Origin of the sequence: Chryseobacterium sp. Marseille-Q3244 (assembly GCF_940807095.1) — a bacterium.
In the GTDB taxonomy this organism is placed as follows: Bacteria; Bacteroidota; Bacteroidia; order Flavobacteriales; family Weeksellaceae; genus Chryseobacterium.
This window is the reverse complement of the sequence record NZ_CALNWX010000011.1, coordinates 78,533-99,384: the sequence shown is the minus strand read 5'-3', so window position 1 is coordinate 99,384 and position 20,852 is coordinate 78,533. Positions and strand designations below refer to the sequence as shown.

General features: G+C 35.6%; 16 protein-coding genes. 6 read left to right on the top strand and 10 right to left on the bottom strand.

What is annotated here, in order from left to right; all coding sequences use genetic code 11:
- Positions 1 to 336: 336 nt before the first annotated feature.
- The 9 genes from NBX25_RS18040 to NBX25_RS18000 form a co-directional block, all read right to left on the bottom strand.
- A complete protein-coding gene (locus NBX25_RS18040; protein ID WP_250254714.1) occupies positions 337 to 1,725 on the bottom strand; it encodes a T9SS type A sorting domain-containing protein in 1,389 nt (462 codons plus the stop codon).
- A gap of 164 nt (positions 1,726 to 1,889) precedes the next feature.
- Positions 1,890 to 2,078, bottom strand: a complete 189-nt coding sequence (locus NBX25_RS18035) for a type II toxin-antitoxin system antitoxin (RefSeq protein WP_068943158.1) — start codon at positions 2,076 to 2,078, stop codon at positions 1,890 to 1,892.
- Positions 2,079 to 2,162: 84 nt separating this feature from the next.
- Positions 2,163 to 3,029 carry an SPFH domain-containing protein gene (locus tag NBX25_RS18030; protein ID WP_123911629.1) on the bottom strand — a complete coding sequence of 289 codons (867 nt, stop codon included), beginning with the start codon at positions 3,027 to 3,029 and terminating at the stop codon, positions 2,163 to 2,165.
- A gap of 493 nt (positions 3,030 to 3,522) precedes the next feature.
- Positions 3,523 to 6,798 carry a cytochrome c biogenesis protein CcsA gene (locus tag NBX25_RS18025; protein WP_250254713.1) on the bottom strand — a complete coding sequence of 1,092 codons (3,276 nt, stop codon included), beginning with the start codon at positions 6,796 to 6,798 and terminating at the stop codon, positions 3,523 to 3,525.
- Between the two features lie 259 nt (positions 6,799 to 7,057).
- Complete coding sequence (locus NBX25_RS18020; RefSeq protein ID WP_250254711.1) at positions 7,058 to 8,254, bottom strand: serine hydrolase domain-containing protein; 1,197 nt, start codon at positions 8,252 to 8,254, stop codon at positions 7,058 to 7,060.
- Between the two features lie 285 nt (positions 8,255 to 8,539).
- Entirely contained in the window at positions 8,540 to 9,121 is a 582-nt protein-coding gene (locus NBX25_RS18015; protein ID WP_250254709.1) for a Crp/Fnr family transcriptional regulator, read from the bottom strand.
- 69 nt (positions 9,122 to 9,190) lie between these two features.
- The gene (locus NBX25_RS18010) at positions 9,191 to 9,835 is read right to left on the bottom strand and encodes a cysteine hydrolase family protein (protein WP_123911633.1); all 645 of its coding nucleotides are present in this window, start codon (positions 9,833 to 9,835) and stop codon (positions 9,191 to 9,193) included.
- Positions 9,836 to 9,958: 123 nt separating this feature from the next.
- The gene (locus NBX25_RS18005) at positions 9,959 to 10,459 is read right to left on the bottom strand and encodes a hypothetical protein (protein WP_250254707.1); all 501 of its coding nucleotides are present in this window, start codon (positions 10,457 to 10,459) and stop codon (positions 9,959 to 9,961) included.
- 23 nt (positions 10,460 to 10,482) lie between these two features.
- Positions 10,483 to 12,171, bottom strand: coding sequence for a DUF8202 domain-containing protein (locus tag NBX25_RS18000; protein WP_250254706.1), 1,689 nt, complete (start codon positions 12,169 to 12,171; stop codon positions 10,483 to 10,485).
- Between the two features lie 518 nt (positions 12,172 to 12,689).
- On the opposite strand from NBX25_RS18000, the gene NBX25_RS17995 reads away from it, so the two are divergent.
- From NBX25_RS17995 to NBX25_RS17970, 6 genes are all read left to right on the top strand, one after another.
- Positions 12,690 to 15,296: an FtsK/SpoIIIE family DNA translocase gene (locus tag NBX25_RS17995; protein WP_123911636.1), complete on the top strand. Its 2,607-nt coding sequence runs from the start codon at positions 12,690 to 12,692 to the stop codon at positions 15,294 to 15,296.
- A gap of 96 nt (positions 15,297 to 15,392) precedes the next feature.
- On the top strand, positions 15,393 to 15,854 hold the full coding sequence (locus NBX25_RS17990; protein WP_250254704.1) for a hypothetical protein: 462 nt from the start codon (positions 15,393 to 15,395) through the stop codon (positions 15,852 to 15,854).
- 41 nt (positions 15,855 to 15,895) lie between these two features.
- A complete protein-coding gene (locus tag NBX25_RS17985) occupies positions 15,896 to 16,378 on the top strand; it encodes a hypothetical protein (protein WP_123911638.1) in 483 nt (160 codons plus the stop codon).
- Between the two features lie 110 nt (positions 16,379 to 16,488).
- A complete protein-coding gene (lolA1, locus tag NBX25_RS17980; protein WP_123911639.1) occupies positions 16,489 to 17,136 on the top strand; it encodes an outer membrane lipoprotein periplasmic chaperone LolA1 in 648 nt (215 codons plus the stop codon).
- Between the two features lie 108 nt (positions 17,137 to 17,244).
- Positions 17,245 to 18,702 (top strand): LptF/LptG family permease, encoded by a 1,458-nt coding sequence (locus NBX25_RS17975; RefSeq protein ID WP_250254702.1) that lies wholly within the window; start codon positions 17,245 to 17,247, stop codon positions 18,700 to 18,702.
- 138 nt (positions 18,703 to 18,840) lie between these two features.
- Positions 18,841 to 19,635, top strand: a complete 795-nt coding sequence (locus NBX25_RS17970; protein ID WP_123911641.1) for a hypothetical protein — start codon at positions 18,841 to 18,843, stop codon at positions 19,633 to 19,635.
- Between the two features lie 71 nt (positions 19,636 to 19,706).
- On the opposite strand, the gene NBX25_RS17965 is transcribed toward NBX25_RS17970, so the two are convergent.
- Positions 19,707 to 20,768 (bottom strand): 3-oxoacyl-ACP synthase III family protein, encoded by a 1,062-nt coding sequence (locus tag NBX25_RS17965; protein WP_123911883.1) that lies wholly within the window; start codon positions 20,766 to 20,768, stop codon positions 19,707 to 19,709.
- Positions 20,769 to 20,852 lie beyond the last annotated feature (84 nt).

Here is a 20,852-nt window from a genome sequence, read left to right as displayed (position 1 = left end):
AAATCTTACTTTTCGTTCTCTCTAAAGATAAAAATATTATGCGAACCTCAAAACTTTAATTTTTTAATATGTTATTTATTTGGACTAATTATAAACATGCTTATCTTTGTAGGGTAATCTTTTTGACAGTCACCAATGGAAAATTCACAAGAAAATAACTCAAAGTTTAAAAAGTGGTTCAAGCGTGTGGGATGGGCAGGGTTTGCTTTCTTTACCATTAAAGGCTTGATTTGGCTCGTAATATTCTACTTTGGAGCAGACACTCTTCAGAGTTGTATAAAATAAAAAAGCAGAGAAAAATTCTCTGCTTTCTTTTTTTAGAACATGTATTCAAACTTATTCTTTGACTATTTTAACAGCTCTTACTTCATTTTTTGTTTTAATTTTAACAATATATGCAGCAGGAAGGAGTTCAGAAAAGCTAACTTTTAACTGAAAGTTATTCACATCAGTATAATCTTTAATCTTTTTACCACTCACTTCATATACTTCAACTCCTTCTATTTTTGAATCCAAAGAGATATTAAGCATATCTTTTACTGGATTAGGATAAAAAGCAATGATGTCATTTTTCTTAGGCAAATCTGATGTAGCAAGTACAGATTCCGCACAGTATCCTGAAATAATTGCCAAAGGATAATGTTTTCCGCTTGAAAAATTACTTCCAAACTCTCCACAACACTGGTCTCCTGTTACCCACATGGTATTGTTATTTTTCTCAGCATATGTTGCAGCATATCCTGGGTAGATGTTTTTCCAGTCAGAATCCAAACCAATCCTGATTGGAGTTTTATAATTCAAAGTTCCATGATAGCCTGCTAGCTGTGATAGCCCGTTAGATCCCCAACCCCATAAAGTATTATCATATTTCAGAGCAACCACATGATATCCACCTGATTTAACAGATTTCCAATTATTGTCGGTACCTACCTGAATTGGGGTGTAAATCTGAGCACCCCATCCACCATTTCCTATTTGCCCACCATAGTTATCGCCCCATGCCCAAATAGTATTATCATTCTTTATTCCATAAGAACTAATGTATCCTGCAGATATATCTCTCCAATTTGTGTCTGTACCAATCTGGATAGGAGTTTTTACAGACGTATTTCCTGCTCCAACCTGCCCTGATGAGTTTAGCCCCCATCCCCAAATACTTCCATTATTTTTAAGCGCAATTGTATGGCTTCCTCCACTTGAAAGTTTCTTCCAATCTATATCTGTACCTACTCTAGTAGGTACAAGTACATCAGTCTTATTTCCTAATCCTAATCCATAACTACTGTTATTTCCCCAAGCCCAAAGCTCACCGTTTGTTTTAATAGCGAAAGAAGAGTATTCACCAGTCATTACAAAACTCCAATCATTGCCAGTCCCAATTTGTACGGGAGCAAACTGATTTACATTTGTTCCGTTACCTACTTGTCCGTAATTATTCAACCCCCATGCCCAAAGTGTGCCGTCTGTTTTTATGGCTAATGTATGATATCTTCCCAATGAAAAATTCTTCCAGGTATCCGAAGTAATCTGTTCTGGGAAATATGCTGCACTTTGTGTATTATTTCCAAGTCCTCCATACCCCTTTTCTCCCCAGGTCCAGAGTGTCCCATCAGTTTTTATACCTGCCGTATACCTTCCGGTTTTAGAAGGACTGAATTCTTTAAAGCATTGTGATGAAGATAACTGCCCAAGAATGACAGCTAAGGTTATTAGTGTTTTTTTCAAAATATTTTTTTGCAAAGATAAGTTTATAGAATCAATATTTTGAAAGACTTTGGGTAATTACACAAACTAAAGGCTTTTCTAAGATATTTTTCAAAAACACATAAAAAATCCGTCCTACAAAAACATGAAGACGGATTTTTAATTTCAAACCGGTTATTTATAGTTTATTCTTTCTTTTTTCTCCCCGAGTTAACAAGGCTCTGATGAAGCAAATATTCAATTTGTCCGTTCACACTTCTGAATTCATCATTGGCCCATTTCTCGAGGAGTTTATAGGTAGACTCATCTATCCTTAAGACAAAGGATTTTTTGCCTTTGTTTTCCGAAGTGTTCTGAGCTTTTTCTGATTTCATTTATTCTTGTTTTTGATGCAAGACGCATTGGATTATATTCCAGATTTACAACTTTGATAAACCTGGAATTATTGATTATTTTGATTAATTATACAGAGTTCCTGCATTCAGTATCGGGGTTGCCGCTTTTTCACCGCAAAGCACCACCATTAGGTTGCTTACCATTGCTGCTTTTCTTTCATCATCAAGCTCAACGATATTCTCTTCTGAAAGCTTTTTAAGGGCAAGATCCACCATTCCTACAGCGCCTTCTACGATTTTCGTTCTTGCTGCTACAATAGCCGTAGCCTGCTGTCTCTGAAGCATAGCCCCTGCTATTTCAGATGCATACGCTAAGTGAGAGATTCTGGCTTCCTGAATAACAATTCCAGCTTTTGAAAGGCGGTCCGTAAGTTCCTGCTCCAAAATAGAATTAATTTTATCACCTCCTTCTCTTAAGGTAATCGGCGCATGATCATCTTCTAAATTATCATAAGGAAAGCTCATTGCCAAATGACGTACTGCTGCCTCACTCTGCATTTTTACAAAGTCAGAATAACGTTCAACATCAAAAGCAGCTTTATAAGTATCCCCTACTTTCCAAACCATTACGACTGCAATTTCGATAGGATTCCCCATTTTATCATTTACTTTCAAAGTCTGACCCTGTAAGTTTTCTGAACGTAATGACATTTTCTGAGATGAATACAAAGGATTAATAAAAAACAATCCGTTGTCCTTAACTGTTCCTACATATTTTCCAAAGAAATTCAACACTCTTGAATGGTTAGGCTGAATAATCATTAAGCCTTTTAAGAAAAAGCAAGAAACCAGAAAGCAAAGCATTGCAATGACTACAAACGTAATACTTTGATCCACTCCACTGATAAAGAAATAAACTGCGGCAGCAAAGAGGATGAGGCAAATCACTAATGTAAGGTAACCCGACATGGGTTTTAATGTTTTTTCCATGATTGAATTTTTAATTTGATATTATTTTGATATCATAAAGTTAGCAGTAAATTTTGAATTGTAGATAAAAAAATTATTTTTTTTGAGGAGTTTTAAATACGAGATATGAGGTTCGAGGTTTTATACAGGAAGCAATTGTAGTTTGTAAGTTGAGAAGATGGGAACGTTGAGCTGTCGGATGAAGCAACTCCTTAAACGAAGTGTTTCTGCTAATAAAAAATAATCAGGCTTTATCATTAATAAAACCACAGATGACACAAACTTTCACAGATGTTTATGCTTTATCAATTACTATGTTATTGTAAATAGTCTCTTTTTGTTTAATGAAATTACCTACTATCATTGATGTAGTATTACCTGTGTCCGTCTGTAAAAATCTGTGGTTAAAAATTTTTAATCCGTAATCTTAAAAAGCAATACTTTATCTTTCTATTACCCACAAAAAAATCCCGGAAGTGAATTCCGGGATTTTAATTTGATATGGGTAAAAAGATTATTTCTTCGTTAAAGCTTTGAACTTGAAATAAGATACAGCTGCTAAAGTAATCATTGATGCGATTCCGATGTATACCCAAGCTGGTATTGGTACCGGATCACCTGCAGCATAAGAGTGCAGTCCGCTCAGGTAGTAGTTTACCCCAAAATAGGTCATTACCATTGAACAAAAAGCGAACATTGCTGCTACGTGGAACGCCCATCTGCTTCTTAATCCCGGAACTAATCTCATGTGTAAAACGAAAGCATACACCATGATCGAGATGAAAGCCCATGTTTCTTTCGGGTCCCAGCTCCAGTATCTCCCCCATGATTCGTTGGCCCATATCCCTCCAAGGAAGTTTCCTACCGTTAAAGCAAAAAGACCTACTGTTAAAGACATTTCAGAAACAATTACCAATTCCTTCAATGTTGTATCATGGTGAATTTTGTATGTTTCTTTGCTTGAAATAATATAGAATACTAAAGATAGTACAGCAATAATCATCGACAGGGCGAAGAAACCATAACTTGATGTAATGATTGCTACGTGAACAATCAGCCAATAAGATTTTAATACCGGTACAAGTGGTGTAATCTGTGGATCAAGTGCAGATCCTCCGTGTGCAAATCCCATCATGATAACGGCTACCATGAAACCTGATGCAGGAATCAAAGCATTTGAATTTCTATACAGAGCTAAACCTGCCGAAATACCAACCCATGAGATAAAGATAATCGCTTCATATCCGTTACTCCAAGGTGCATGTCCTGAAATATACCATCTTGCTACAAGACCTAAGAAATGGAATATATATCCAATTAAACCAATTGCGATAATTACTTTAATGGCTTTTTTTAATATTTTATTCGGTTTGAATAATTCTACAAATCCAAGAATTAGAAGAAGTCCTCCGATAATGGTATAGAAAATCAATAATTTGAAGTTGATATTCACATTGTTCATGAATACTTCAAGATCTACTTTAGACTGATCCGGAATTACGGCTTTTCCCCATTTTTTCTGATAGTCTGAAAGCTTCGCCAATTCAGAATCTGCCTTAGTCCAATCTCCGGATTTTTGTGCTCCGATTACTTCTGAAAAATAAGGTCCCATTACTTGCTGAGACTCCATGTCCGGTTCAAATTTCTGATCCAGCCATGAATGCCAAGTGTGATTAGCATCATTTTTCACAGGAACAATTCTTAAGAACTGGCCACTGAAAAATTCATTGAAAATCTGAACTCTTTCATTAAGTTTAATTACCTGCTTGTCGTATTCAGACTGGTCACCTGGTTTTTTGGCAAAAGCTGTGTTATAGTCTTTTTCCAGAATATAAGTTAACATTCCTGTTCTCTTATCTACTGGGAATAAATTCAGTAAAGAAGTATACCCCTCTTCATTGGCTTTTGTTTTTTCAAGAAGTGCTTTTCCTCCTTTTTCATCAACTTTGATTAAAGGAACTGATGTCCAGCTTTCCGTATCTGTATTGATAGAAAGGAACCATTGGTTAGCATCCAGAGATTTTCCGTCTGTTCCTTTGAAGCTGTCATGCTTGTAAAGTTTTCTTAAAACTTCTAAAGCCTGCGTATTCATTGGAATAATTCTCCCTTCGAAGTTCTGAACCAAAAGGTAGCCGAATTTCTCTGCGTGTTCTTTGCTGATTTTATTTCTCGAAATAATTTCATCAGCTGAAATGGTTCTCATTTTCCCCATTGGAGAGGCTAACGAGTTCTGTTTTATTTCAGTATCCTCGGTTGTTTTAGCTGTAGGATCCGGTGCTGCGTGTGTATGCCCGTCACCTTCTACATGTACATGGTCTCTGCTTCCGTCAGTAGTTCCATGTGTTTCAATTTTCTGAGCATTTAACCCGAAGCTTAAGAATAGTAAAAGTACTGCTGCGGCTTTCTTTTTGTTAGCATCTTTCAGCATTTTATTTAATTTCCAGAAGTGTGTTCCTTTCCAGAAGAAGATGACAAACATTCCTAAGAATAATAATCCATACCCAATATAAGAAACTAAAGTTCCCCAAAAATCGTGGTTTACAGACAATACAGTTCCCATTCTGTCCGGATCAAAACTTGACTGGAAGAAACGGTAACCTTTATAGTTTAGAACGTGGTTCATATAGATTTTATAAGGGGTTTCTTTTCCTTCATCAACAATTTTCACGTGACTTTCGTAAGCGCTCGGAGAGCTACTTCCCGGATAGGTTTCCATTACGAAATCATCTAACTTCAATGCGAAAGGAGTGTTATAAACTTTAGGCCCGAATCCAACCATAATGTTTAACCCATCCATCGTAATTTGTTTGTAAGCATTTGGATTTCCTTTTTCAACGGAAAGATCAACCAATTGTTTTGTTTTTGGCCCTTGCAATTCAATCTGAAGCATATCCGGAACGGCAGCATCTTTCTTTCTATCCCCTTCAATAGCCATCAGTTTTCCTTTTTTAAGGCCTTCAGGTACTACAAGCTTTAATTCATTGATGCTGTATAAGCTTCTCAATGCTAAAGGCTGGAATTCATCTTTTACAGTATTTCCGGTAGCCTGTGTTGCCATGGTCATGTAGCTTGCGTCTACTGGAGTCTTGATGAATAATTTACCCCCTTCATTTTTGAATTCAACAGCTCCATCAATGGCTCTGTTGAAAGTTACCAAAGTTCCATTAATGGATTTTGTATCTCCTGCTTTGATATAAATATTCTGTCTTCCTGTTGTTCCTGTGGAAACTAAGTGAAGGTATTCAGTTCCGTTAGGCTCAGCCAGTAAGCTGTCTTTTTTTCTCTGAATATATTCTTTTGCAAAGATCTTTACTTCTTTTCCGTGGAAATCGTAAGTAGCATTAAGATCTTTGTGAAGTGGAGACATCAGGTAAGGAATATCCTGGTAGTTTAGGACATCTCCTTTTTCCTCGATCTGGATTTTAAGGAAGTTTTTATCCGTTACAATTTCGTTGGATGTTTCCCCTTCTCTGATGTGCATTTGCCCCTCAAAACTGATGTATCTTGTGATGGCACCACCAATAAAAATGAATACAAAGGCAAGGTGAAAAACTAAAACCGGCCATTTATCCTTTTTCCATAGTCTGTATCTTCCGATATTTCCTATGAAGTTAACAATAAGCAGCACCATAATGAGTTCAAACCATTTTGCCTCATAAATTAATGCTTTTGCTGTAGGAGTTCCGTAGTCGTTTTCTAAGAACGTTGCATAGGCCATTGCGAATGCATAAACCAGTAACAATACAGCCATTGTCCTGGTTGAGATAATAATATCCTGGAGCTTCTTCATGTTTATATGTACTTGACATGCAAAAATAAGGATGATAAACCATAAAGAGCTGAAAAAAAGCTGTTTTTTATCATTTTGAAGCCTGTTTCCCTTATTTTGAATCGTTCTTAATAATATTGGAGTTATTATGAAAAAATCAATTTCTAACCCCGAAAAAATACGGATTCATAATACCTATCTTAATGATTGAAGACTTCTATTTCAATAACCTTATTTTTTGTAAAAACAAACCCAAAAGGAACAATCTATCAAAATTTCTCTACTTTGTAAACCGAGGTACAAAAAAACGATCCCAATCATAAACCCTGGCCACGCTGTTGCAAATTTCAAGCATAAACTCCTGATTATTGGTATTGGTCATCACGACTACTCCATATCCCTTATCAAGACTTCCATAAGAGGCACAGGTAAAACCTTCATTACCCCCATTATGATTAAAGTAATAGACTCCATTTTTGTATCGGTGAAATACCCCTAATGCTACTTTACTTTCGTTGTAATTCACAACCGGAGTAAACCTTTTCTCCATATACTTTTGAGCTAAAACTTTTTCAGACTTACCTTTTAAAGCCAGTTGACACTCAATCATATATTTGGCAAGATCTTCAGGAGTTGTCCAGAGTCCCGCTGCCGAATATTCCGGATACAAATGGTATTTTCCTTTTACTTTCTTTCCATCGGAATAATATCCTGAAGCGATATTTAAAGTATCATTTTTCAAAGAATATGTGCTATGCGTCATTTGTAAAGGTTCAAAAACCTCTTTCTTCATAAACTCTTCGTAGCTTTTTCCTGAGGTATCGGTAAGAATCAATTGAGAAACCACTGTTCCACCACCGGAATAATCAAACTCCAATCCGGGAGCCTTTATGGAACGGACCGATTTAGAATTGGCAGGCGAAATACCATCCAGAACTTGTACAATATCAGGAATTGGCCCATTTCTTTCATACCCCATGAATCCCGAAACCCCCAATCCAGCTGAATGGCTTAATAAATTTCGTGAAGTAATGATCTTATGTTTAGAAATGCTGTCGTAAGGGAACTTCCAGCTTTTGAGATAAGTATTGATATCTTTATCGAGATCTATGCTGCCCAACTGTACCAGCTTCATAAATCCTAAACTATTGATGGTTTTGCTTATTGAGGCAGCCTGAAATAATGTATTGACATCAACTTTTCGTCCTTCTTCTTCGTCCGCATATCCATACCCTTTGATCCATTCTATTTTATAATTATTGATGACCGCAATACTTACTCCTTTTACATGGAACTGTTTCATCCGGTCAAGAATGTTATAAGACGGAACTTTATCACTTCCTGAAATAACAGATGGGCTTAAAGAATTTTCAACTTTAAGAATTTTATCCCCAATATCACTATTCAGTTTTTGAGCAGATATAAAAAACGAAAAAGCGATAAACAGCAACAATGAGCACTTTTCTATATTTTTCATTATCAACAAATTAGTCCAATTGTTTTTCTTTACAATGTACTCATTTTGTTAATTCGGATAAAAAAAATATAGTGGCTATATACAATTTTACATCATTGTCATTGACTACGTCGAATCTTCGATTTCTGACAAAGGAAGAATCTCATAATATCGCTTAGATTCTTCATTTCACTTCTGAACTACGTTCGCAGACCTTCAGTCTGTATTCAGAATGACAGAGTCATAGTAATAAGATAACCGCATTAGTGTACAATTGCATATAATTACCCAAAATATAATCACAAACTATTTCTCCAAGGAAACCTTTTTTCTGATCTTGCTTAAAAATTCATGGGTAATTCCAAGATAGGATGCGACCTGTTGCTGGGTAAGCTTCTGTTCAAGTCCAGGGTATTTCTGTAAGAATTCAAGATAGCGCTTATCTGCTGTTTTTCCTGTTAAAGACAAAATCCTTCTCTGTAACGCCACGGACGACTGCTGATTCATGATCCTGAAAAGCTTTTCAATCTGAGGCATTGTTTCATAAAGATACTGCTTATCTTTTTTTGAGATCACCAATATTTCGCTATCCATAAGAGCCTCAATATTCAAAATACTCGGAACATCGTTAATCAGGCTGTCAATATCCGTGATCCACCAGCCTTCTTCAGCAAAATACAAGGTTTGTTCAAATCCGGCTTCATTCAGATAATAAACTTTGAAACAGCCATTCAGAACAAAACCTTCAAAAAGACAATAATCTCCCTCTTTCAGAACAGCATCCTTCTTTTTAAAGCTTTTCAACTTGAAAGGAGCAGAAAACTGACTGAACTCTTCCTCAGAAAGAGCAATATACCGGCTGACATTTTTATAAAGCAAATTGAACATGATAATATTGATCAAAAATAAAGATACCAATATTCCTGATATCTTTATTCATTAATAAGTTGGCGAGTTCTATTTTCCTTTTAAGAAATCCTCTGTATTGATGATATTCGCGTAAAGACCACCCAGTGCAGATATTCCTGCGAGGAAAGACTGTTGAACATCCGATGCTTTTACAACCTGCCCGTTCAGCTCCCTATCTCTTGTTGCTGTAGCATCACCAATAATCGTGTTATTGAAACCAAAATCAAAAGCAGCTCTTGTCGTAGATTCCACACAGACATCCGTCATCATTCCCGTAATGACAAGGTTTTTAATATTTTTTGATTGAAGGGATTTCAATAGATCCGTATCCCTGAAACTGTTAGGAAAATGTTTTTCAATCACTTTCTCATCAACTGAAGGTGAAACCAGTGAATGAATTTCCGCTCCTGATGTCCCTGGCAAAAAGAAGACAGCTCCCTCATTGGTTGCAATATGGCGGATATGGATGACAGGAAGATTATTCTCCCTGAAATATCCCAAAACCTGCTGAACATTTTTGCCTGCCTGTTCAGCTCTTTCTAATATCATTTTTCCTCCGGGAAAATAATCGTTCTGTACGTCGATAATTAATAATGCGGTGTTTTCCATTTTTCTTTTTTGTTGTGCGTTAGTTAATATCAGTGATAATAGAGTCAGACATAGAGTCAGTACGCTTTTCGATATATTTTTCATTGATTACATTTTATGACACAAAATTATCCAACCTCAAACATCAAACCTTTGAACTAGTTCAAAAACATATATCATCGACAAATAAAAAACCGAAGGAAAATCCCCCGGTCTCATTCTTTTATCTTATTTCCAATAGCTCCATTTCAATCCATCAAATACCGCCATAGTTTTACTCACCGTGTCATAACACATCATTCCCGGATAAGGACTTTTAACATTAATATGGGGATCTGCTATTTTGGGTAGTATTAAAGCTTTATCAGCCGACTCTAGCACCAATACCCCGGGAACCGCTGTTGTAGAATTTCCTATAATTACTCTATTAGGTCCCGGTACTTCAGCATTGGTATTGAAAGTAACATTATCAATAGAACCGGCATCACTAAGGGCAACCCATTCGGAACTATTTTTCATTTTTATGATTTTATCATTTTTATCCATGAGAATCGTTCCGGCTCCAGCATCATTAGGCAATGTTTCTACTATGGGAAGTATAATACCATTAGTCGTATTAGCCGCAAAATCTAGAATTCCATCTCCATCTACCGTTTCTTTACTAATACCTACTTGAGCAAACATAAGATTAGTAAATAAAAATCCTGTGAGTACTATTATATTTTTCATTTTCTCTTTTTAAATCTAAACTATTATTCATTACAAGATCTTACAATGCAATTCCATGACGTACCGTTATATAGCTTAAAACAACTATCAGCAGTATCGAATATCAGCATTCCTTCTACCGGAATAGCAATACTTGCAGCTGTGGTCCTGGTAATAACAAGACCTTTATTTCTTGACTCTAGAGCAATAAATCCGTTCGGAATAATGCCTGGCCAATTTGCCTGCATCCCTGTCTGACCTGTAATTCCAAATTTTGTCATACTATCAGGCGTCCCCGCAGCAGGATCTTTAGTACAATAGGTCTGAAGATTAGTTCCGAAAGTAAAATATTGATTAGTAGGAAACAAATAATTGAATACAGCTTTGCCATTTACAAAACCTGTAGCTGGAATCAACTTTACATTTTGGGTAAATCCGGCGTCATCGGCTACCAGCATAAATATTTTATCTGTTGGTAATATATCAGTATATCTTGAAAGGTCTGCCTGTAACCATGTTGGGTCCTGATCATTCATTTTCTGTGCCAACCAACTTCTCTGAATAATCTTTCCTGAAGTTGTCCCAAAATTTACTAATGGTAGATCCTGAATGTTATTATCCCCCATTACCAAAAAGGTGTTATCTTTAGAAAAAGCTGTTCTGCTTACATCAGCATTTGGTACAATAAAATCATTAGTTGTAGCGGCTATAAGCATACTATTATTATCCTCATTAATACTATTGCTTACTTTTTGGTTCAGAACCGACATATCATCTCTCGCAATTCCAAAAATATTATTATTGAAAGCAGCATTCAAACTAGAATCCCATGTAACTGCCTGATCAGAATTCAGATAATTTAGGGGCTGTTCTAACGTAATTCCATACTTGATACCAAGATAAGAATTCACTCTCTGCCTTTCTATAGGAGTTTGTGTTTCTGAATATAAAATAAATTCTCCTATTCGGTCTCCAGCAAGCGATGACGAACCTGATCCACCATCATTATCCATTAAAAGGACCAACCCCGGATAATTGTATATAGAAGAAACATCATTTGATGGACCGCCATAGGCAAGACCATTGTTATCAAAAAAATATTTCACATCTTCACCTACGATATCATTATAATATGACTGAATACTGGGTACATTAGTTTCTATGGTGTTGATAGCATTTGTTCCAAAAAAAACGTCACCGGATTCTTTTTCATTATAAAACTCTGGACGATTGGTTCTTGTTCCAAAAAATGGAGATTGCCATACGCCGGCAATATCTGTAGGATTGGAACTTCGGGTAGTTCCATTCATTACAAAAACGGTTCGGTAGGTGGCTGATGCTGTTCGGGTAAGATGGGTATATGAAGTAAGTGATTTTGTAATATCATCAGGAAAACCTGATGGAAATTTGTATCCGGATCTATACCCATTAGTACTGACAACTTCTATAGCAGGATTAAAATTAAAGCTCGGAATTGATGTAGCAGAACGATAAACCGGTATAGCTTCTACTCCAGGATCTGCATAATAACCTGGGATTCCCTGGTTGGCTATACCATTTACTCCACCTGTTTTTTGATTCTCCCAGATGGAAACTTGTGTATTGTCAGTTGTTGTAGCTGTACCCGCATCGGCTTTCACCCATATCTGTAAATTACTGGAAACACCACCCGGAGATTGCGCCCATAGCATACAATTACCCAACAAGAACACTAAGAGCAGTTCTTTTCTCATTGATCTATTTTTAATGTTTGTATCTATTTTCAAATCAGCAAATCAAGTAAAGAATCACCAATTCACTAAGAAGGATGGAATATGGAAGTTGATTAAAAAGTAAAATTTATACAGTTTTTTTTCCTTATGTATACTATCTATTAAAATGGTAAAGCATACAACATAAAAAACTTATTAATTTCAACCAGATCACAAATATATGAAATATTTTTTTTCAATTTAAGAAAGGTAATTTGATTGAAATAATTAATATTTTTTATATATTTTAAATTCAAATTCAAGTATGTTTTTGAAACATTCTAAAAGAAATACCGATCAATTAATATAATTTAACAGCTCTGTATTTGGATAAACAAAAAAAATAACCTTATTTTTATTTCAGCCAATATTTATAACACAAAATATTTTTTAATCAGCTTTAAATAATTGTAGTAAAAAGTGAGCATTACAAAATGTTTTTTGAAGAAAAAGATTCTTTTTAGTATTGAAAAAACATTAAATTTGCCACATTGATATTTATGGATAAAAAGACACAAAAAAAACCGACTGAATCGCCTGAAAAAGGCAGGATTTTATCTAAGCCACGCATATTTTTCGGGCTTACTTTTATACTGTTCTCCGCTGTTCTCGCTTTATCATTCATTTCCTATTTAATGAACTGGAAATCTGATCAAAGCCAGGCCGGAACTATGCTGGACAAAAGTATAAAATCATCAAATATTTTCGGTAAGGCCGGAGATTGGTTTGGAAACATTTTCATATTTGAAAGTATTGGTATAGCCTCATTTATTATAGCCTTTTTATTTCTTGTTGTTGGAACATTGATCCTTAAAAAGAAAACTTTCAAGCCATGGAAAACAATTGGTCATTCCCTGTTTTTCATTTGCTGGCTTCCTATTTTTATGGGAGCACTTACCAAAGGACAAGGAGTTCTGGGAGGTGTTTACGGATACCAGATTATGGATTACTTAAATGCTATTATCGGATCTGTAGGATTATGGACTGTATTGGCTGCAAGTATCCTTTTGTATTTTATTCTTGAATTTAATCTTCGCCCAAGTTCTATTAAAGCAAAACTAAACAAGATCAACGAGAACACCATTGGAAAAGTAAAATCAATGATGCCTGACTCTGATGAAGATTTTGAAGCTGATGAAGAATTAAAAGAAGAAACGGACGAAATAGAAATCGAAGAACATACAACACCTAATGTTACGGTAAGTGATATTACCAATTCTACATCTAATAATTCAATCAATAAGGGTAAGGAACCGGAACCGGTAAATATTCCAAAGGGATTCCCTGAAGTTTCTGCCACAAATACTATTGATACAATATCTACTCCTAATCATACATCATTTGACAATGAGCCTCAGGAGGCTTCTCAACCTGTCAGTTTAAACCTTTCTGCAAAACCAACAGTTCCGGTTTCAAGCCCGGAGGAAGCTTTTGACATCAGGCCTTCTGCTCCTGTTACCGCTCCGGCACCTGTAGTTCCTGTATCACCAGCCTCTACACAGGAAAACATTAAATTTAATGTAGAAGTAGCACCAGTAATTGATGTTTTGGATGATTCCGATAAAAAATCCCAGGAACTGGTAGATAAGCATGGCTTATATGACCATACATTAGATCTGGCTAATTTCCAGATGCCACCTGTTGAGTTGTTAAAAGACTATGGTAACGAAGAAATTTCCATTAACAAAGAAGAATTAGAAGAAAATAAAAACAAAATCGTTGGACTTCTGAAGAACTTCAACGTAGGAATTGCCGAGATCAAAGCAACGATCGGTCCAACAGTTACGCTATACGAAATTGTTCCGGAAGCAGGAATTCGTGTTGCAGCGATTAAAAAATTACAGGACGATATTGCATTGAACCTTTCCGCATTGGGAATCAGAATCATTGCTCCAATGCCAGGAAAAGGAACAATCGGTATTGAAGTACCGAGAAAAAACCCAACAATGGTTTCGATGCGTTCTGTCATTGCATCTCATAAATTCCAGAATACAGACATGGATCTTCCGGTGGTTTTCGGAAAAACGATTTCCAATGAAATTTTCATGGCTGACCTTTCCAAAATGCCTCACTTATTGATGGCGGGAGCAACAGGACAAGGTAAATCTGTCGGAATTAATGCTATTCTTACTTCCCTACTCTACAAGAAACACCCAAGCGAACTGAAATTCGTAATGGTTGACCCTAAGAAAGTAGAGCTTTCTCTATATTCAAAAATTGAAAGACATTATTTAGCGAAATTACCGGATGCGGAAGAAGCTATCATCACAGATACCAATAAAGTAATCAATACCCTGAACTCTCTGTGTATTGAAATGGATACAAGGTATGACCTTCTTAAAAATGCGTTCTGTAAAAACCTGAAAGAATACAATAAAAAGTTCGCAGAAAGAAAATTAAACCCTGAAAACGGTCATCGTTTCCTTCCTTATATCGTATTGGTAGTAGACGAATTTGCAGACTTAATCATGACTGCCGGAAAAGAGGTAGAATTACCGATTGCCCGATTGGCACAGCTGGCAAGAGCCGTGGGAATTCACCTTATTGTTGCTACCCAAAGACCCTCTGTAAATGTAATTACAGGTATGATTAAAGCTAACTTCCCGGCAAGAGCTGCCTTTAGAGTAATCTCAAGTGTCGATTCAAGAACAATCCTTGACTCTCCCGGAGCAGACCAGTTGATTGGTAAAGGAGACATGCTGTACTTCAATGGTAATGAAATTTTAAGACTTCAGTGTGCCTTTGTAGATACTCCCGAAGTGGAAAGACTTGCAGAATATATTGGTGAACAAAAAGGATATTCATCTGCATTCCTTCTACCGGAATATGTTTCAGAAGATGCCAACAGTTCTGCTGTAGGTTCTTTTGATCCTAATGAAAAGGATGCTTTATTTGAAGAAGCGGCAAGAATCATTGTTTCTACACAACAGGGATCTACTTCAATGCTTCAAAGACAATTGAAACTAGGATACAACAGAGCCGGAAGAATCATGGATCAGCTGGAAGCAAGTGGTATTGTAGGTGGATTTAATGGAGCGAAAGCAAGAGAAGTTATTATTAGTGACCTTCATTCTTTGGAGCAATTCCTTGAAGATCTAAGAAACTAATCAATCATAAAAAGTATTCTACTACAAAATAATCCCGGGTATTTTTAAACAATATTGCCCGGGAAATATTATATAATATTCGTTAAAACTATGATCATGAAAATTACAATAAAACAATCTATCAAATTGGGTCTTTTTGCCTGTACCCTTACACTATCTTCATGCGCTTTACGATCCGTTCCCAGCGACTATACTTCTGTAAAAATGGAAGTCATTGACAATAATACCCTCGGAAACGGCAAAGTACTTATTTATAATGGAGCAGGTGCTCTCCACAAAATGGATAATACGGCAAGATTAAACATTGTACTTGATGGTAAATCTCTGGGGCAGATCAGACCAAAAGAATATGTTATTGTTGATTTAGAGAATGGAAAACATGAGTTCACTGCTCTTCACATAGATATGGTAAATATGAGAAGTAAACATCAGGTTGAAATCAATCCAAACACTAAAGTTATTAAAATTGAACCTACCATTACTTCTAATAAATTAACTGTAACCAATATTCTCCCTGAAAACTTTGAAAGGTATGTTGAAAGGCCTGAGACCAGATAATTTGCAACACAATACATATTAAATTAACCATAAAACTTTACATGAGAAAATTATTATTTGGGCTGTTCTTTACTTCAGCTGTAGTATGCCTGTCTGCTCAGAGTTCTGCTTCCAATACCCTTAACAAGGAGTATTTTAAAGAGAAAACATTAGTTTTTACTTATAATACATCCAGTGTTGAGAACTTTAATGTAGAAGGGCCTCATGCAGGTATGTTTATTCAGCCTGATGTAAAAAAGACATTCGAAGAGGCTGTATCTGAAATGGCGAAAGAAACCAAAATCAACTTAATTAATGGTAATGATTCCAGTGCAGATCAGATAGATTCAAAAATACTGGATATTACATGGGAGTTCAAACTATTTAGTGCAGAACTGACAACAAAAGTAAACTTTAATGTCAATAACCAGAATTATATGAGTACCGGAAGCTTTAAAAATATGGGTGGAGGGTCCGAGAGAAAAAATCTGAAAAAAGCTTTAAAAAATTCAATTCATAATTTTTTACTTGAGTATCAAAAATAAGAAGTATTTTTTGGAACAGTTTTTGGAAGAATAGCATAAATACAAGGAAAAAGCGTTATTACTTTACCCTTGAAAGTTTAAAATTATCTAAAGATTATTAAATAAGAAAAATGAAGAATATTATTTCAAAAGTTATATTGGGAAGTTTTGTGGTAGGTGCAGTAGGTATGGCGAATGCTCAGAAAATAGATGCAAAAGCTAAAAAGATATTGGATGACATTACAGCCAATTACAATTCTAAAAAGAATTCTTACTTCAAATTTTCTTTTGGAAGCGGATTGAACGGGCAGGTTAATAAAACAGAGCCCGGTATTTACTATACTGCGGGAGATAAATACAAGTTGAAGATCATGGATACAGAACAGATCTTCGATGGAAATAAAATCTACAATATCAACGCTGATGATATGGAAGTCACTATTGCAAAACCTAACGGAAGCAGTGCTATGTTCTCCCCTATCAACTATCTTACGAACTACAGAAACGAATACAACGTAACTTATAACGGTAAGAAAACAGTAAATGGAGTAAACACAGATTTCATTAAGCTTACTCCGGTAAAAGCCAACGGAATTCAATTTGTATATCTTTTTGTAGACTCTGCAAAAAAACAAATGGTAAAACTTGAGCAACACGGAAACAACAAAGATGTTGCAGTGATTGCGATCAAAGAATACAAAGAGAATCAGGATCTGGATCCTAATATGTTCGTTTTTGACAAAAATAAGTTCAAAAACTATGTCATTACAGAACTTTAAAAGTTGATAATCAAAAAAGTAAATTCACTTTTTGATTATTTCACTTCTGAAAAAAAATAACAAAATATAAAAGCCGCAAGTTTGCGGCTTTTTGATTAATTTTGGCGCATGTTAAAAATACTAGACAGATATATCATAAAAACCTTCTTTGGACCGTTTTTCTTTATATTCAGCGTATTGTTTTTCATTTTCATTGTAAACATTATCTGGGTTCAATTAGGGCAGTTTATGGGAAAAGGATTAAGCTACTGGCAGATCCTTAAACTTCTTTTTTACCTTGGGGTGAACGTTATCAGTATGGTTCTCCCCCTCACTATTCTTCTGGCGAGTATCATGTCATTTGGAGAATTTGGAGAACGCTATGAACTTGCAGCTATGAAAGCAGCAGGAATACCTCTTACCCGAGTAATGGCTCCTCTATTAGGAATTACCACGATTCTTGCCATCATGTTGTTTTTCTTTTCCAACAATATCATTCCGGATTTCCAGAGGAAGGCAAAGAATATGCTTTTTAACATTGCTCAAACAAAACCGGCCATCAACTTTACTCCCGGACAGTTTATTGACCAGATCCCGGGATACATGGTGAAGTTTGATAAGATCTATGGTGAAAACGGAGAAAATATTGAAGGTGTTTTTGTTCATAAAAAAGCCAATACTTACGAAAACCAACAGTCTGTTGTGGCTGAAAAAGGAAAATTTGTACCGGCAACCAACAAAAACTTTCTAAAGCTGATCCTTTATAATGGGTACGTATTTGAAGATAACTTTGCAGGAAAGGGAGAAGATGTAAGAAAAAAACAACCTGACCAGGCAATTAAATTCGATACACTCGTGAATCATTTCGACATTAGTGAGCTTATCAACAAAGCTATCGAAAAAGAGCAGATTACAGATGACTACCGTTTTCAAACTTATAGCGAGCTTAATAAAACCGTTGCCATTAGTAAAAAGGAAAATGCAGTGTTCTTTAAAAACATTGGAACGGATGTTTTAAACCAGACCAATACTGTAGTTGCTTATATGGATCAGGCCAATAAACCTAAGGTAGCTCCAAAAGCACAAATAAAACTGGATACCGTAAAGAGTGACAAAAAGCTTGAGATGATCTATAGTTCCTACAATAGACTTGACAATCTGAAAACAACACTGGAAGCTAAAAAGAATGAATTTAGTACGAATGTAAAATATTTCAGTAAAGTTGTTATTTACCAGCAGAGATACATCTCTTATTCAGTAACCTGTCTTATTTTCTTCCTGATTGGAGCAAGTTTAGGTTCTATCATCAGAAAAGGAGGAATGGGACTTCCGGTAATCATAGCGATTGTTATCTTCATCATTTTCTATGTAATTAATGTTGGGGTGGAAAACATGTCTTGGAGTGGTAAAATGAACCCTTATTTAGCGGCGTGGCTTCCCAATTTCATTCTTCTTCCGTTTGGAGTGTGGATGACTTTCAAAGCACTTACAGATTCACAATTGTTTGATGCAGAAAAATACAAAGCATTATTCAAACCGATTACGAAAAGATTCTCAAAAAGTAAAGAACATAAGAGATATCAATAATTTCAAAAAAAGGTCCGGAAAATCCGGGCCTTTTTGTTTTTTAAAAGATTAAACCACAATTACCTCCCTCTTCCAGTTTCCTACCCCTAAACTATAGTAAAAAAAGCTATATTTGCAAAAAAATAAAACTATAACTATATGAAAAAAGTACTGGCTTTAAGCCTGTTTGCACTGGTTTCTTTTAATGCTTACGCACAGGAGGACAACAATACAGATTATGAATTAAGAGGTGATGAAAGATATGGGTATATCATCGACAAAAGTGGCAAAAAAATAGAAGGAATTGTAAGATTAAACGGAGATGCTATGTCTCCCTGGGATAATCAGAAAAAAGTAAAATTTGTTGCTGTATCTGATATTGATAAATCTAAAAAGAAACAGAAGTTCAAAACACTGGATACTGATGACATCAAAGAATATGTCGCCATTGATAATAACAATATCGAAAGACACTTCGAAAATATCAAATATACCAATACTAAAGAAGGGTTTAATACGGCAACGGGAGGTTTAAGTGGTAACCTCAAAGCCTTCAACAACCTTACAAAAAGCACACAGTTTGCTGAAATTGTAACAGATGGAAAAATCAAAGTATATAAGCTATACGGTTATCCTACTACCTTTTCAGCCGGAAGTCAGATTGCAGTTGCTGAAGCTGAAACCAAGAGAATGAGAGAAATGCCTTCTTATATTTATAGCAAGAAAGGAGGTAAAATTGAAGAACTCACCCTGGCTAAAGCAAAAATAATTATTGCAGACTGCAGCTATGCTAAAGGCAAGGTTACCAGCGGTGCTTATGCTTCCCTGAAGAATGATGAAAAGAAAAGATCCGGTCTCGGCAGATTAATCAAAAGTCAGATTGACGATGTAATGTCAAACATTCCGGAAATTGTAGAAGAAGTCATTATAGATTACAACGAAAACTGTAAATAAATTATCGAATACGATAAAAGAGGCTCCAAATTTGGGGCCTCTTTTTTTGTTAAAACATTATTTATAAATGATTAAAATTGATAGACAAAAGCATTAATATTCATCCCCGCTCCTACTGAAGCAAACAAAACAACATCATTCTTTTTGATCTCATGATCTTCTAATTCACCTTTTAAAATCATGGCAAGTAAGGATGGAATAGTTGCAACACTGCTATTGCCAAGTTTATGAATTACCATTGGCATGATGTGTTTCGGGGTTGGAGTATTATACAATTGATAAAACCTGTTAACAATGGCTTCATCCATTTTTTCATTAGCCTGATGAATAATAATTTTATTTAATTCATGAATTGAATATCCACTATTATCCAGGCATTTTTTCATAGCTTCAGGAACATGCAGAAGGGCAAATTCGTAAATTTTTCTTCCATCCATTTTAATATATTTGGTATCCGGACATTTCTCATTGTTATAAGATTTACCAAAATATAAATAGTCCTTTTCTGTGAAGGTAAAAGATGCAGACAAATGAGATTTTATTCCAGACTCATCATCCATATTAGCTTCCAAAACAGCTGCTCCTGCACCGTCAGCATAGATCATACTGTCTCTGTCGTGAATATCCGCCACACGGGAGAGCGTCTCAGCTCCAATCACCAAACAACGCTTGGCAATACCTGCTTTGATAAAGGCATTGGCTTGTATTACTCCTTCAATCCAACCCGGACACCCAAACAAAACATCATATGCAACACAGAAGTTGTTCCGTATCCCCAATAAATGCTTCACCCGGGCAGCAAGACTCGGAACTGTATCAGACTGCACAGTACCAAAACGCACATCTCCAAAATTGTGAGCGAATATAATATAATCCAGTGTTTCAGGATCTATTCCTGCATTTTCTATAGCCGCCTGAGCTGCTTTAAGTCCTAAATCTGAAGTGACTTGTGTACTTTTGGCATATCTTCTTTCTTCAATGCCTGTAATTTTTTTTAATTTCTCTGTTATTGAGGCATTATTGTCTTTTAATAAAGCTCCATCCTCATTGAGGAAAATATGCTTGTCAAAAAATAAATTGGTAATTGTTTCTGACGGGATATAATTCCCCACTCCAATAATTCTGGTCATCATCTTTATGTTATTCATCCTGTTTTTATAGTACTTCAGGAATAATTCGATAAATATAACGATAATACTTATCAATATATTATAACA